Genomic DNA, 14,016 nt, shown 5'->3' with positions numbered 1-14,016 from the left:
ACATCTCACAAAACACCGTCCCTTTGAGGAACTCAGACCATGTCCAACCACCAGCCCACTGGTCCCTCCGCCCCCGGAACCGACGCCCTCAGCCAGCTCGGCCGCGCCACCACGACGCCGCAGAGTCCCGAGGAAGCCATTCTCGAGCGCGTCCCCTCCCCGCATCAGGGACGGCAGTATGTGGTGCGCTTCACAGCCCCCGAGTTCACTTCGCTCTGCCCCGTCACGGGACAGCCGGACTTCGCGCATATCGTCATCGACTACATCCCCGGCGAATGGATCGTGGAGAGCAAGTCTCTCAAACTCTTCCTGACCAGCTTCCGCAATCATGGCGCGTTCCATGAAGACTGCTCCATCGCCATTGCCGAGCGTCTGGTGGCGCTGCTCGATCCGCAATGGCTGCGGATCGGGGCGTACTGGTATCCGCGCGGCGGCATCCCCATCGACGTCTTCTGGCAGACGGGCGAGCCGCCGAAGGGCGTGTGGATTCCCGCGCAGGACGTGCCGGGTTATCGCGGTCGCGGCTGAAGCGTGACCGAAGCCGCCGCCATCGCCCGCTCCAACGGCCCTGTGACGCAGGCGCGGCTGGTGGTGGATCTGCAACGCCTCGGCATCCTGCCGGGAATGACGCTGCTGGTTCATAGCTCCCTCAGCCGGATCGGCTGGGTCTGTGGGGGCGCGCGGACGGTTATCGAAAGTCTGCTTCAGGCAGTCGGCGCGGACGGTACGATCGTCATGCCCGCGCAATCCTGCGAACTGAGCGACCCGTCAGGCTGGTGCGACCCTCCTGTGCCGGAAAGCTGGTGGGAGACGATCCGCGCGACCATGCCGCCCTATGATCCGCATCTGACGCCGACGCGGGGCATGGGGCAGATCGCCGAAGTTTTCCGGACATGGCCCGGCGTGCAGCGCAGCGCCCACCCGCAGGTTTCATTCACCGCTCTGGGGCCGCTGGCGGCGGATATTCTGGCGACTCAGCCGATGGACGATCCGTTCGGCATCCGCTCCCCGCTTGCTGCCTTGTCGGGCCATAATGCACAGGTTCTGATGATCGGGACGGGCTGGAACACCTGCACAGCCTTACATCTGGCCGAGCGCCTTGCCGATCCTGACGGACCCAGATTTCAGGACGGGACCTGCATCACGGCAGACGGGGAGCGTCGCTGGATCAGCATCAGCCTCCCCGAGACGCAGACGGAGCGGTTCGAACCTTTTGGCGCAAGGCTCGACGGAAACAGCCTGCTCCGCCACGGGCATATCGGTTCGGCGGCCTCACGCCTGTTCCCGCTGGCCCCGGCCATTCGCATGGCCGCACAGCAGTGGAGCAGACAGGAACCGCCACCGCAAAGTGATCAGTAAGACGCGCTGATCTCGCCAAGGAACATGCGTCCGGCAGACGGCGTGGCGCGGTTGGAGAACAGGCTCTGGTAATTCAGGCGGTTTGCCAGATTATAGCCGTTCATCGACACTTTCCAGTGCTGGTTGAAACGGTGTGAAATCAGGGCGCTGAAATCCAGATTGGCCGGAGCCCGAAGCGTGTTGGCCGCATCCAGCCACACATGCTCACGCCATGTCACGCCGCCGCCAAACGTCACGTTGTAAGGCTTGCCTGCGAAGGCGTTATAGGCCGACCACAGCGTTGCCTGATTATGCGGCACATACTGCACGTTCTTTCCACGATTGACCTTCGTGGCGGAATAAGTGGTGCTGCTATCATACAGCGCATAAGTGGCGGAGACGTTCCAGCCCGGCAGAATAATGCCGCCAACGGACAGTTCGAGCCCCTGATTGCGCTGCTTGTCAGACGAACCCGTGATTTCGCCCGTCACCGGATCGGCATTCAGCGCATTGCCCTTGTCCAGCCGGAACAGCGATGCCGTTACGCCCAGCCGGTCGTGCAGGATGCTGTACTTGGCGCCGAGTTCATAAAGCTGTGCCTTTTCGGGGCTGGCGAACGAGTTGGTGCCGGGACGGATCGGCACGGAACCATTGGTCACATACATGCCCATCGGCGTCGTGGAATTGGCCCATGTGAAATAGTAGGTCTGATGCGAATCCGGCGTCAGGACGAGGCTGGCATTGGGGTTAAACACCCCGCTCACGTCATGGAAATGCTGGTCAGGGTTCTTCGCAACATCCCCGCCCGTCATGTTGTAGCTCGTCTGCCAGCGGTCCCAGCGGAACCCACCCTTGAGGGACAGCCAGTTCGTGAACCATATCTGGTCGAACAGGAACAGCCCGGTATCGAACCCGTATCCGTTACTGTGCGATTTCGCGCCCAGTGACCCCAGCGAGACAAGTCCACCCGGATTCATATCGCCCGGCACCAGATCCAGATTGCCGACATGCGGATTGGGATTGACGAGGTTCGCATAGGGCTTGGGCTTCAGATAGGTTGACTGCGAGCGCACGTCATTGACGCGCTCGATATCAAAACCTGCAACAACCTGATGGCGCAGGAACCCCGTATGGAAATCCGCAACCATCGAGCCAACGTTCTGCACGGACCAACTCGTCTGCTGATACGGCAGTGGTGCCATATATGTCCCGGCACCCGTTCCAGCGCCCGCACCGACCGGCCCCGAACGCGCCACAAGCGCCTTGGACGGATCGCCGTTGAAATAATTGTTCACGCAGGTCGTATCGCAGGTCGCTTTGGAGGCCGCGAACGTCCGGTAATACTCGCCACCGCGCAGATCATCATAGAACGTGATGTGCTTGTTCAGCTTGAAGCTGAAACGGGCCGTTTCCATGTTGGCGTTCGTTGCGTTCTGGTCATTGTCCGTCCCGTACCAGTTGTTGCGGCGGATGCCATATTCCGTGATGGGCTGACCATAAGCCGCGCCCGGCTTCGTCACGACTGGCACGCCGAAATCCGGAATCGAATTTTCCTGCTGGTGCATATATTGCAGAACCAGCGTCGTTCTCTTGCCGATACCGAAAGCCAGCGACGGCGCGATACCCCAGCGATGGGAATAGAGATTGTCGCGCCCGACGATATTGTGTTCGTCGCCCATGCCCGTGATGCGGAAGGCCGTTGAATCGTTGATCTTCTGATTGACGTCCAGCGTGCCGCGATAATAGCTGCCTGACCCGCCGGAAAACTCAGCGTTGTAATGGTTTTTCAGACCGGGCGTTTTGGTGACCATATTGATCGCGCCACCCGTCGTGCCATTCCCGAATACTTCGGAAGACGGCCCCTTGATGACCGAAACGGTTTCGAAATTGAATGCATCGCGCGAATAGACGCCGAAATCCCGCAGTCCGTCTTCATAGATGTCATTCTGCGCCTGAAAACCACGGATCAGGAACTGATCGCCATTCATGCCACCCGCGCCCTCGCCGATGGACGTCGTGACACCCGGAACGTTCCGCAGTGCCTCGTCGAGGGATTTGACGTTCTGCTGCTGCATCAGAGCCTGTGGCACCACGTTGATGTTCTGCGGTGTATGCATCACGTCCTGCGGCATCCGCGACAACCCGGTAGAGTCATGCATGGTGTTGAAACCATGCCCCTGCACCGTCAGATATTCTGCATCCGCACCTTCAAGACTCTGGGTCTTATTCAGGGATTTTGCTGTGGAAGGTGCCTTAGGGTCCGGTTTTTCGTCTTTTTTAACGGGGTCCGCCGCATAGCCCTGTGACGACATCAGCAGCGTTCCCGCAACTGAGAGTGAAGTAATGTGCGTGCGCAGCGAACCGGTCATTGAAGGCCTCTTGGTTACGGACATGTCTCGTTATGTTGCAGAGGCAAATATTAGAAATAAGAATCATTCGCAATAAGTTTTTAAAAAAACATTCTCCCGGATCAAAAACCCCTCCCAAAACACATCAGGCTCTCCACCCCGCATACAGAGGATGGAGAGCCTGTCAGGTCTCTTCAGAATTTTGCAGACGTCAGAGCGTAATGCCGAGCTGACCCTGAAAATACAGCAGGGGCGCGCGGTTTTCGTCGAGCTCAAGCGAAACAGGACGCGCCATGAACAGCGCATGCGTACCGCCCTGGAATGTTTCGACCAGTTCGCAGTGCATCTTCACCAGCGAATCCCGAACAAAGGCCGTGCCATCGGCCGAGCGTTCGATCACGTCGGAGCCGAACTTGTCGCCTGTGCGGCTGGCGAAAAGCATCGCCACGTCCTTGTGGTCGTTGCCCAGAATGCTGAGGCCAAACGTGCCGGCTTCCGCAATCGCGCGATAGGTCGCGCTGGCACGGTTGAGACAGATCAGCAGCAGAAGCGGATCAAGGGACACGGAGGTCAGAGCGCTGATGGTCGCGCCCTGCTCGCCTTCGCTGCCTTTGGCCGTCACCACAGCCACACCCGTGGCGAAATGGGACATAGCCTTGCGGAAATCGGTGTCGTTCGGAGTCGTCATGCAGACTCCTTGCCATAATCCGACGACCAGCGCACCTCCCCTCCAGAAACGAACAGGGTGCAGGGATCAAGATCCCTGCCGGGTCCGGGCAGAGCCCGGATTATCCTTTCAAAACCCCAAAGTCATATCCGCTCCGAACAGAATGCGGCCCATATGGTGCTGGTCATCGAACGGGCGCGTGCCGTTGAGAGAACGGTCAAAACGCAACTCCGGCCGAAACTGGAGCAGCTTGATGTGATGCCCCACATCCGGCCGCCAGACCGTATTGAGCGTCAGCGCGCCATAGGTCGTGGCGGGAGCGGACACAGAGCGTGTCGGATTGCCAAGCAGAGCCTGTGCATAGCCTTCATTCTCGGCAAAACTCGTGACGAAACTGCCGGTATTGTCCCGATATAGCTCGGCCCGCGCATTGATGGTCAGGTTCGGATGAATGTGCCACCCGCCCCACACCACCGCGCTCCATGTATCGGCCCGCAGCCCTTCGTCATGAAGCTGGTTCACTTCCGCCGTGACGCTCCATTTTTTCGAGAACGTCCAGGTCCCGTTCAGATCGTTCCAGTACCGCATGGCCCCGTTGGCCCTCGGCCCCAGAGCACGCACGGCATCTTCCGGCCCGACTCGCAACAGATAGGTGAAGGACAGATGACCATCTGCCAGATCATTGCCCGTCACACCCAGATATCCGGCAGGCCGATCATTGTTATCCCCCCGCCCGAAGGAGGTCTGGTTGCCGGTATCCGCGCCGAACTGAAGATCGAAATGCTTGTCGAGATGAAGCTGGAACATGCCCCCCACATGCTCGAACGGCGTGGAATATTCGGTCGTATAAGCCAGCGTATAGAAAGCGCGCGTAGAAGGATCGAGCGTCTCCACGCCCATGGGCGACGTCAGAATACCGATCTGCCCGTCCAGCCCCCGGCTCGTGAACCACGGCATATGCAGCGCGACATTGGCAAAGGCCGGCATGGCCTGATAACGGCCATTGATCCAGCGATCGGAGACGCCCGCGATCGTGTAACTCCGGGCATCGGAGCCATAGAGCATCCGCAGGTTCATCCCCAGCCCATACCCACCCCCGATCGGATCGACGGGTTTGGTGAACGTGAAAGTCAGCTGGTTCAGCGTGGCCTGATCGGCATAGGGCGAGAGAAGCTGGCCGAAATTGAGATTGCTGGCGGGATGGCTCGAACTGCCCATGACGCCGCCTTCGATCTGCGCGCCAAAGGACACATCGGAGAACCAGTGATCCGTCCACGCCTTGTCCTGCGTCCCCGCAGCACGCGCCTGCGCGCCTGCCAGCAGAACCGCAAAAACCACCCTCAAACCCAGGCCCAAACGCTGCCTCATGCCATCCACCTTCCGGTTGCATGAGGCAGCCCATAGCACAGGCTCGGTTTTTTACTTAATGTTGCTAAAGAGGAATATTTCTCAGAATTTCGCCGTTTTCGGGTCTGCACCCATCCGGCCATCCGCACGATCCATCCCTGCGATGGCCTGCATGTCGCCGCCGTCCAGCACAAAACCGAACACATCCAGATTTTCCGCCAGACGTTTCGGATTGACGGATTTGGGAATCACGATCAGCCCGTTTTGCAAATGCCAGCGGATCACGACCTGAGCCGGAGTCCGACCGTGTTTTTCAGCAATCGCCCCGATCCGCTCATCACTCAGCACACGTCCCTTGCCCAGCGGACGCCAGGCTTCGGTACGGATATTGTGCTTTTCGTGAAATTCCCGCAGGGCGCGCTGCTGAAAATCGGGATGCAGTTCAATCTGGTTGACGACCGGCACCACCCCCGTCGCATCCATGATCCGCTCCAGATGTTCCGGCTCGAAATTGGACACACCAATGGACTTCACACGACCGGATTTTTTCAGCTCGACCAGCGCCTTCCACGTCTCGACATACTGCCCCTGATCCGGCATCGGCCAGTGGATCAGATACAGATCCAGCACCGGGCGACGTAGCAGACGCGCGCTTTCTTCATAGGCCCGCAGCGCATTGTCGTAACCTTGCTCGTCATTCCACACCTTGGTCGTGAGGAAGATTTCGGGATGGTCTTCCAGACCTTCGCCGACCCCGGCTTCATTTTTGTAAAGCCTAGCCGTATCGACGGAACGATACCCGAGTTTCACGGCTTCCCGAACGATCTCAGCCGTCTCGTCCGGAGGCGTCTGCCAGACGCCCAGACCGATCTGCGGCATGGTGTTGCCATCGTGAAAGGAAATCTCTGTCTGGGCATCGGCGGATGGAACCTGTGACGACATGTCTGCCTCCTTGCAGGATTTAAAGAAAAATCATCAGCGCGTAGGGTGCTGACTTTTCAACGCGGACTCCGGACAGGAGGTTCAATCTCCGTTCAGCAGAAGGGCCAGCTTGCTGTTGAATGTCTCGACCGTGAAAGGCTTGACCAGAAGCGCACAGCCGGGCGCAAGCGCCTGATTTCCCAGAATGTTCTGCTCGGCATACCCCGTGATAAACAGCACTTTGAGCGACGGCCATCGCGCCAGCATCTGCTCGCCCAGTTCGCGCCCGTTCATGCCGCCGGGCATCCCGATATCGCTGATGAGAAGCGAAGGCGGCGCGCCCTCCGCCACGAGCGCCTTCGCGGACGGCCCATCGCAGGCGCTCTGCACAATACCGCCCAGATCCGCCACCATATCCGTCACGATCATCCGCACCGCCTCCTCGTCATCCACAACGAGCACGCGCAATCCTTCCAGAAGACGGGGCTGCGGCGCCGAAGGCAGAGGAGGAGGCTCGGGGCGCAGGGTCTCCTGTCCTTCATAGCGCGGCAGCCAGAGCGATACGGCGGTTCCCTGCCCCGGAGCAGAACGGATCTCCACCTTCCCGCCCGACTGCTGGGTAAAACCGTAGATCATGCTCAGTCCCAGCCCGGTGCCCGATCCCTGTGGCTTGGTCGTGAAAAACGGATCGAAAGCACGCTGAACGACCTCGGGCGGCATCCCACAGCCTTCGTCCTGCACCGTCAGAACCACATAGTCGCCCGGCGGAATTGACGCTTCGACAGACCGTGTCCGCCCCAGAATCCAGTTGGCGCTTTTCAGCCGCAGCGTGCTGCCCTGCTCGTGCATGGCATCACGGGCATTGATGCACAGATTAAGGATCGCATTTTCAAGCTGATTGGCGTCCACCCGCGTCCGCCACAGATCCGGTTGAAGATCCAGAACAAGATCTATGCCCGGCCCAACCGTCCCACGGAGCAGGCTTTCCAACCCCTGAACCAGCACATTCATGTCTGTGGGGCTCGGATCAAGGGTCTGCCGCCGCGAAAAGGCCAGCAGACGATGAGTCAGCGATGCCGCCCGACGAACCGCCTCCTGCGAGGCCGTAATGTAACGCCCCAGACCGTCTGTTCGCCCCTGCGCAATCCGCAGCCCCAGAAGTTCCAGTCCCCCGCCGATCCCGGCCAGAAGATTGTTGAAATCATGCGCCAGACCGCCCGTCAGCTGGCCAACCGCCTCCATCTTCTGGGCCTGACGAAGCTGTTCCTCCAGTTCGTTACGGCGGGTCAGATCCCGCCCGACCGCATAGATCGCGTCGCCTTCGTCATTGCAGCTCCAGTTATAGGTCCGCCAGGAGCCGTCATGCCGCCGCATCCGCACATCCAGACCCGCCGCCGGCCAGGGCGTGCCTTCCATAAGACGCGCAAACGTGTCCCGGACGGTCCGCTTGTCATCAGGGTGACACAGCGCATCCAGCCGCAGCCCGGCCAGTTCGTCCATTCTGTAGCCCTGCATCTCTTCCCAGCTTGGGCTGACCGCAACGTAATAGCCGTGACGGTCAATGATGACGAACAGATCTTTTGCGATGTTCCACAGCCGATCGCGCTCGCGGGTCCGTTGCAGGATCCGCTCTTCGAGCATGACGTTGAGGTCCCGGATCTGCTGCTGGGTCCGGGCCTGACGCATGGACGCATGGGTGCGGTCCGCCACAGCACGGGTGAAGACGATTTCCTCATCCGTCCAGACATGCGGCACGTCGTGGCAGACGAACATCAGCCCCACAAAGCGCCCGAACTTGAAAATCGGAATAGCAAGAAACGCGACGATCCCCTCGGCCATATAACGTGCGCCATGCCCCGCCGTCAGAGCATCCGTATGGACATCGATAATAGCGACAGGCTCACCGCGCCCCAGAGCGGACCGGAATTCCCCATAATCGGCAAACATCCGCACGCCCACGAGCGGACGTCCCGCTTCGGCGATACCGCCGACGGTCATGCCGGTGCCGTCGTCATTGACCATGCCGTAACCCGCGCCACTGGCATTCAGTTCCCGGCAGATGATCCGGGCAGCGACCTCTTCCATCATGCTGGTATCGTCGAGCGCGCGAAGCTGGTCTCCAAGCTCGACGAGCGCTGCCTGTCGCAAAGCCTGACGCTTGCTCCGGTCGATATCGAACACAATGCCGGGAAAGCGGGCCACACGCCCCTCGTCTCCCAGATCGCAGCGCCCATTGCCCTCGAACCAGCGCTGTCCTTCGGGCGTTTCCGCCCGGAATTCGAAACGGCATTTTCCGCCCCGCCGCGTTGCCGCCGTGACAGCCTGCACCACCGCGAACCTATCCCGTGGATCAACCGCGTCGTAAATGACATTGGGCATGACGCCCTCACGCAGCCAGGCCGGGTCCAGCCCCAGCGTCAGAGCCAGCCGGGCATCGCCCATCATCCGCGATGTGCTGTCATCCCACATCCACGTCCCGGCGATGGCCCCTGCATCGAGGGCAAGCTGGAGCCGCTCGGCGGATTGGTTGGCATCTGTCAGATCGCGCCCGATCGCCAGCAGACGCTGCACGTCCCCGTCTTCCCCGAGCACAGGGGTAACGACCACATCCCAGAAGCGGCGCGTGCCCTTCATGGTCATGGCATAGCCCTGAAACCGCGCCGTTTCGCCCTCAAGAGCACTCTGTACCGCCAGAGCTGCCCGCCGGCGCGGTTGCCCGCGCCACAGATCCACCCAAGGCAGCCCGTGCATGATGATCGGACTGTCCATCTCCATAGAACGGACGCCCCCTTCGTTGACGAAGCGGATACAGCCGTCGCAGTCGAGAATATGGATGCAGTCCGGCAGGCTCGACAGCAGCAGCCGGGTAAAGGATTCACTGGATCGTAGGGCTTCGGCGGTCAGAGACGCGGAGGAGACGTCCATCGCCAGACCGACGCTGCGCCGTCCATCGGGGCGGCTGTCGTCTTCCCGCCATCCGCGCAGCAGCACATGACGGAGCATGGGCGTATCCTGCGCCGTATGATCCCCCGCGGACGACTGTGCAGGTTGGTAAGAAAAGCGTGATGGCACCAGAATCCGGAAACGCAGTTCGTAGCCGCCTTCGTCCCGGAGTTCGTCCTCAATGCTGTCATCATAAATGAACCGGTCGTCCGGATGCAGGAACTCCAGCAGTTCATCGACTGGGACGCCGACTGCCAGCCGCTCTGGCGGCAATCCCCACAGCCCGGCGAAGCGCGCATCTCCCGTCACCATCCGCATCGCAAAATCGCAGCGATAGAACGCCACATCCGCCGTCTCCGCCACGCGCTGCATCCGTAGCTGCATCCGTTCGACGGTCGCATGTTCGCGGGTGATATGTTCCTCCGGCGTTTGGGGAACAGGCTGTTCGCGCAGCAGATCGTCCACCTGCAACTCACACAAGGCCCGGACATGCTCCAGCGCCGGAGCATTCTGCCGTACACACAACCAGACCTCCACAGCGCCGGACCGCACCGGGAGAAGATATACCGTGCACACGCCAAGAGACTGACCGTCCATGAGACAGGCCGCACCCTCTGCGGCAATCGCGCTCCCGCCGCCGCCCAGAACCCGCACGCCCTGCCTATCCCGCACCAGAAGTGCGGCTTCTCCCCCGCCTTCAGCCGCGGCAAGGGCCAGAAGATGACCGCACAGAATCGAGGCACGGCCGCCAGCAGGAGAAGACTGCAGCACCAACGCTTCCGTTTCCCGGTCCGTCTCCTGCACGCGATCCATCAACCCACTCCCTCAGCCCTGCCCACCCGGGCACGTCTCCTGCGGGAACTGTATCACTCCATGACAGAACAGGCGATCTGATGCCGAACCGCAGGACTTGCCGAAAAATACGGAACGGGAGAAAACTGTGGCGCAACTGCACCGGCAGCAAAAATCCCGATAATTATAACATATAATTTTGAATATTTTCCCAATTACGTGTTATAGTTTAAGGCTCAAGATGGCGAATCATGGTGCCTGTCACAGAATAGCCCTCTCCCTCGTATCCCGGTACAGGCCCCCTGCCCCGGTTTTTTCTGCTTTTCCCTGACAGGCCCGCTTTGCGGGTCGCCGGAGTTCCCCCGTCATGAGCGACACAGTGCTCACTTCCTCCGCCACCGCCACCAGACCACCGATGGTCGGACGCATGATGTTCGCCGTCATTCTGGCCGCGATCGCCGGCCTGATGTTCGGGCTGGACGTGGGCGTCATCTCCGGTGCGCTCGGCTTCATCCGTGACGAATTCCACGCTTCCGATTTCGAACAGTCCTGGATCGTGTCGTCCATGATGTTCGGCGCGGCTCTTGGTGCGCTGGGCGCGGGGCGGATGTCCTACGCCTTTGGACGCCGCCGCGCGCTGATCTTCAGCGCGTTCCTGTTCGTCGCAGGCGGACTGGTCTGTGCGCTGGCCGCCTCCGTCTCCGCACTCATCATTGGACGCGCGATGCTCGGACTGGCGATCGGCATCGGAAGTTTCGTCGCACCGCTCTACATCTCCGAAGTTTCGGACGAAAGCCGCCGCGGCAGCCTCGTTTCGATGTACCAGCTCATGATCACATTCGGCATCCTGCTGGCCTTCGTGTCCAACGCCATCCTGTCCTACAGCGGATCATGGCGCTGGATGCTGGGCATCATGGCCATTCCGGGCGTGTTCTTCCTGATCGGCTCGTTCTTCCTGCCCGACAGCCCGCGCTGGCTGATGCTGCGGGGACGTCATGAGGAAGCCCTGTCCATCATGAAGGAGCTGCGCCACGACCCCGAACACGCCCATCAGGAAATCCGCGACATCCGCGCCCAGATCCATGACCGTCAGCGCGGTCTGGCCATGTTCCTCGAAAATCCGAATTTCCGCCGCGCCGTCATGCTGGGCATCTGCCTCCAGATCGCGCAGCAGCTCACGGGCATCAACGTCGTGATGTACTACGCCCCGCGCATCTTTCAGGAAGTCGGCTTCGGCTCCAGCGGACAGATGTGGGGCACGGCCATCGTCGGTGTGGTCAACTGGCTCGCGACCTTCATCGCCATTGCGTTTGCGGATAGCTGGGGCCGTCGCCAGATGCTGATCACAGGCTTTGCCATCATGGCGACCGGACTGGCCATGCTCGCCGCCATCATGTCGGGAAGCGTCGGAACGTCGGACCTGTCTCATTACCTCGCGATTGCAGTCCTGCTGTGCTTCATCGCCGGTTTCGCGTTCTCGGCTGGTCCGCTGGTCTGGGTGCTGTGCTCGGAAGTGATGCCGCTTCAGGGACGTGACTTCGGCATCACCTGCTCGACGGTCACAAACTGGGTCACGAACATGGTCGTCGGTGCGACATTCCTCGGGCTGCTGAGCACACTGGGATCGGCCAACACCTTCTGGCTCTATGCCGGACTGAATGCGCTGTTCATTTTCCTGGTGCTGTTTTTCGTTCCCGAAACCAAGGGCGTCTCCCTCGAATCCATCGAGACCCGCCTCAATCAGGGCATCAAACTGCGGAATATCGGTCGCTGAGGCCTTTGTTACAGCCACAAAAAAGCCCCCGTTCCAAATGGAACGGGGGCTTTTTTGCATCCGGAGTGTTTCAGCCTCGAGAGGCTGCGATCTTCCGATCGGTCTTATACTGGCTCAGCGCATACACCGACCAGATGGCAGCCGGAATCCAGCCAATGATCGTCACCTGAAGCAACAGACACACCAGACCGGCAAAAGGACGGCCAATGGTGAAGAACTGGAGCCAGGGCAGAAGCAGGGCAAGAATGAGACGCATGGTGCGCTCCTTTCACAAAGAGACTGTATCAGCAGTGATCGGTGAGAAACGCGCCAGATGCAACTCCAGATCCCTCAGACGCTCAGAGTGAGGCCCCTACCGGTTTGGAAGACGCCGTCTTGGTATGCATCCACCCGCCTTCAAACCCAGCGCGCTCCAGACCGGCCCGCAGATACGGATTTTTCTTCATGGTGTTCCAGACCAGCCCGCTGCGCCAGTTTTCCAGCATCAGCAGGATCGGCCCCTGATCGATCCCAAGCTGCTGACCATCCACCCAGTAGGATTTCTGATCGGCAAAAGACGGATTGAACGCATCAAGAAAGCCGTACTTATTATAAATCCGGTCCCCATAGCGCGCGCGCATTTCCTTGAGCGCCGGCAGAGCGATTTCCGGCGCAAACGCGATGGACCCGCCCACAGCCGTCGGCGCGATCGTGCCATCATCCAGAATATAGTCACGCCCGGCGCCACGGGCACTGTAGGCCAGATAATGGCGCTTCTTACCGTCATAAACCTGCTGCGCATCCCCCGGACCGTCACAGGCCGTCAGCCCCCAGATATTGGGACCATAATCCTTCCAGTCGCCCGGATTGGCCTGCGCGTAAGCCCGCTGGGCATAGGCGGCTTCACGGCCGTTCTGGAAATAATCGACGTTATGGGCGCGGTCCCAGGCATCCTGAACGCCCCGGAAGTCGATCCAGGATTCACTGTACTGATGGCCGAACATCGGCGCGAAATTCAGCATTTTGTGCCCCTGAAAATCGCCCCACTGCCCTTCATAGGTCGCCGTCCAGGCCTTCCAGGTCTCGGCCGGAAGCGGATGCGTCGGCGAACCGAGTGCCTGAAGATAGATGATGAGGCCCTCGTTATAGCCTTTCCAGTCGCTCGGCAGGAACGTATGCGGCGGCATCCAGCCCATGCTGAGCCAAGGGCCATGCGCCTTCATCCACGTCCAGTCGATCCGGCGATACAGATGATCCGCAATATCGCGGATTTCCTTTTCCTGCGGCGTATCGCGATCGAAATAGGACTGCGAGAACAGCACGCCCCCCATCAGCAGCGCGGTATCAATGCTGGACAGTTCAGACCAGTCCGCAACACGCAAGCCGGTATTGGGGTCGAGGAAATGATAGAAGAAACCCTTATAGCCCGCAGCGCCCGCAACATGATCGTTCTGCGGCAGGCTGGCTAAAAAGCGCAGCGTCGTCAGCGTCCGATCCACGGCCTGCTGGCGCGTAATGTAGTTGCGCTCCACGCCGATGCCATAAGCCGTCAGCCCGAAACCAACGCTGGCAATGCTGGCCGCGCCATTCGGCAGCGGCGCGCGGTCCGGCACCAGACCGTTCTTCGGATTGGCAGTTTCCCAGAACCAGTTGAACGTGCGCTTTTCCAGATCATCGACAAAAGCAGCATCCGCAGCCGGAAGACTGGTCGGCTGAAGGGCTGTTGAAAGCGCCGTGCTGGCCGTCGGGGCCGCCTGAGCGGTCTGAAGCGTCAGGCTCAATGCACCCAGTGCAAATCCTGCCTGACAGAAACGGGAAATCCGGGATTTCCACCTCTGCCCTGTCGGGGCGGCTGGAGAGAAAAACGGGACTTCAGAAGTCCGCTGCGTCCGGTTCTGCATGCTCAT

10 protein-coding genes are annotated in these 14,016 nt (G+C 60.3%); 3 read left to right on the top strand and 7 right to left on the bottom strand.

Annotation, left to right across the window (positions count from 1 at the left end; all coding sequences use genetic code 11):
* Positions 1-39: 39 nt before the first annotated feature.
* Both queF and HKD28_RS06245 read left to right on the top strand, forming a co-directional pair.
* A complete protein-coding gene (queF, locus tag HKD28_RS06250) occupies positions 40-528 on the top strand; it encodes a preQ(1) synthase (protein WP_194262691.1) in 489 nt (162 codons plus the stop codon).
* 3 nt (positions 529-531) lie between these two features.
* Positions 532-1,359, top strand: coding sequence for an aminoglycoside N(3)-acetyltransferase (locus HKD28_RS06245; protein ID WP_194267581.1), 828 nt, complete (start codon positions 532-534; stop codon positions 1,357-1,359).
* Here the strand turns inward: HKD28_RS06245 and HKD28_RS06240 are convergent.
* The 5 genes from HKD28_RS06240 to HKD28_RS06220 all read right to left on the bottom strand — a co-directional run bounded on the left by HKD28_RS06240 (position 1,353) and on the right by HKD28_RS06220 (position 10,377).
* Positions 1,353-3,707, bottom strand: coding sequence for a TonB-dependent receptor (locus HKD28_RS06240; RefSeq protein WP_194267580.1), 2,355 nt, complete (start codon positions 3,705-3,707; stop codon positions 1,353-1,355). The two genes, HKD28_RS06245 and HKD28_RS06240, sit on opposite strands and share 7 nt — an antisense overlap.
* A gap of 190 nt (positions 3,708-3,897) precedes the next feature.
* On the bottom strand, positions 3,898-4,374 hold the full coding sequence (locus HKD28_RS06235; RefSeq protein WP_099286261.1) for a flavin reductase family protein: 477 nt from the start codon (positions 4,372-4,374) through the stop codon (positions 3,898-3,900).
* A 108-nt stretch (positions 4,375-4,482) separates the two neighbouring features.
* Positions 4,483-5,721 carry an outer membrane beta-barrel protein gene (locus tag HKD28_RS06230; protein ID WP_194267579.1) on the bottom strand — a complete coding sequence of 413 codons (1,239 nt, stop codon included), beginning with the start codon at positions 5,719-5,721 and terminating at the stop codon, positions 4,483-4,485.
* Positions 5,722-5,802: 81 nt separating this feature from the next.
* Positions 5,803-6,642, bottom strand: a complete 840-nt coding sequence (locus HKD28_RS06225; RefSeq protein WP_194267578.1) for an aldo/keto reductase — start codon at positions 6,640-6,642, stop codon at positions 5,803-5,805.
* 81 nt (positions 6,643-6,723) lie between these two features.
* Complete coding sequence (locus HKD28_RS06220; RefSeq protein WP_194267577.1) at positions 6,724-10,377, bottom strand: PAS domain-containing protein; 3,654 nt, start codon at positions 10,375-10,377, stop codon at positions 6,724-6,726.
* A 346-nt stretch (positions 10,378-10,723) separates the two neighbouring features.
* Between HKD28_RS06220 and HKD28_RS06215 the strand changes: the two genes are divergently transcribed.
* Positions 10,724-12,130 carry a sugar porter family MFS transporter gene (locus HKD28_RS06215; protein WP_328749387.1) on the top strand — a complete coding sequence of 469 codons (1,407 nt, stop codon included), beginning with the start codon at positions 10,724-10,726 and terminating at the stop codon, positions 12,128-12,130.
* A 70-nt stretch (positions 12,131-12,200) separates the two neighbouring features.
* Here the strand turns inward: HKD28_RS06215 and HKD28_RS06210 are convergent, their stop codons facing one another.
* Positions 12,201-12,386, bottom strand: coding sequence for a YqaE/Pmp3 family membrane protein (locus tag HKD28_RS06210; protein WP_099286269.1), 186 nt, complete (start codon positions 12,384-12,386; stop codon positions 12,201-12,203).
* Positions 12,387-12,468: 82 nt separating this feature from the next.
* Positions 12,469-14,016: a glucoamylase family protein gene (locus tag HKD28_RS06205; RefSeq protein ID WP_194267576.1), complete on the bottom strand. Its 1,548-nt coding sequence runs from the start codon at positions 14,014-14,016 to the stop codon at positions 12,469-12,471.

The sequence above is a fragment of the Gluconobacter cadivus genome (assembly GCF_015244745.1).
In the GTDB taxonomy this organism is placed as follows: domain Bacteria; phylum Pseudomonadota; class Alphaproteobacteria; order Acetobacterales; family Acetobacteraceae; genus Gluconobacter; species Gluconobacter cadivus.
Note: the sequence above shows the minus strand (reverse complement) of the source record. Positions and strands in the feature narration are given on the sequence as shown.

What these genes read in the sequence shown, in the direction of transcription:
- HKD28_RS06240 (WP_194267580.1), bottom strand. Translation starts at nt 3,707, where the DNA reads ATGACCGGTTCGCTGCGCACGCACATTACTTCACTCTCAGTTGCGGGA.
- HKD28_RS06230 (WP_194267579.1), bottom strand. Translation starts at nt 5,721, where the DNA reads ATGAGGCAGCGTTTGGGCCTGGGTTTGAGGGTGGTTTTTGCGGTTCTG.
- HKD28_RS06205 (WP_194267576.1), bottom strand. Translation starts at nt 14,016, where the DNA reads ATGAGCATGCAGAACCGGACGCAGCGGACTTCTGAAGTCCCGTTTTTC.
- HKD28_RS06210 (WP_099286269.1), bottom strand. Translation starts at nt 12,386, where the DNA reads ATGCGTCTCATTCTTGCCCTGCTTCTGCCCTGGCTCCAGTTCTTCACC.
- HKD28_RS06215 (WP_328749387.1), top strand. Translation starts at nt 10,724, where the DNA reads ATGAGCGACACAGTGCTCACTTCCTCCGCCACCGCCACCAGACCACCG.
- HKD28_RS06220 (WP_194267577.1), bottom strand. Translation starts at nt 10,377, where the DNA reads ATGGATCGCGTGCAGGAGACGGACCGGGAAACGGAAGCGTTGGTGCTG.
- HKD28_RS06225 (WP_194267578.1), bottom strand. Translation starts at nt 6,642, where the DNA reads ATGTCGTCACAGGTTCCATCCGCCGATGCCCAGACAGAGATTTCCTTT.
- queF (WP_194262691.1), top strand. Translation starts at nt 40, where the DNA reads ATGTCCAACCACCAGCCCACTGGTCCCTCCGCCCCCGGAACCGACGCC.
- HKD28_RS06235 (WP_099286261.1), bottom strand. Translation starts at nt 4,374, where the DNA reads ATGACGACTCCGAACGACACCGATTTCCGCAAGGCTATGTCCCATTTC.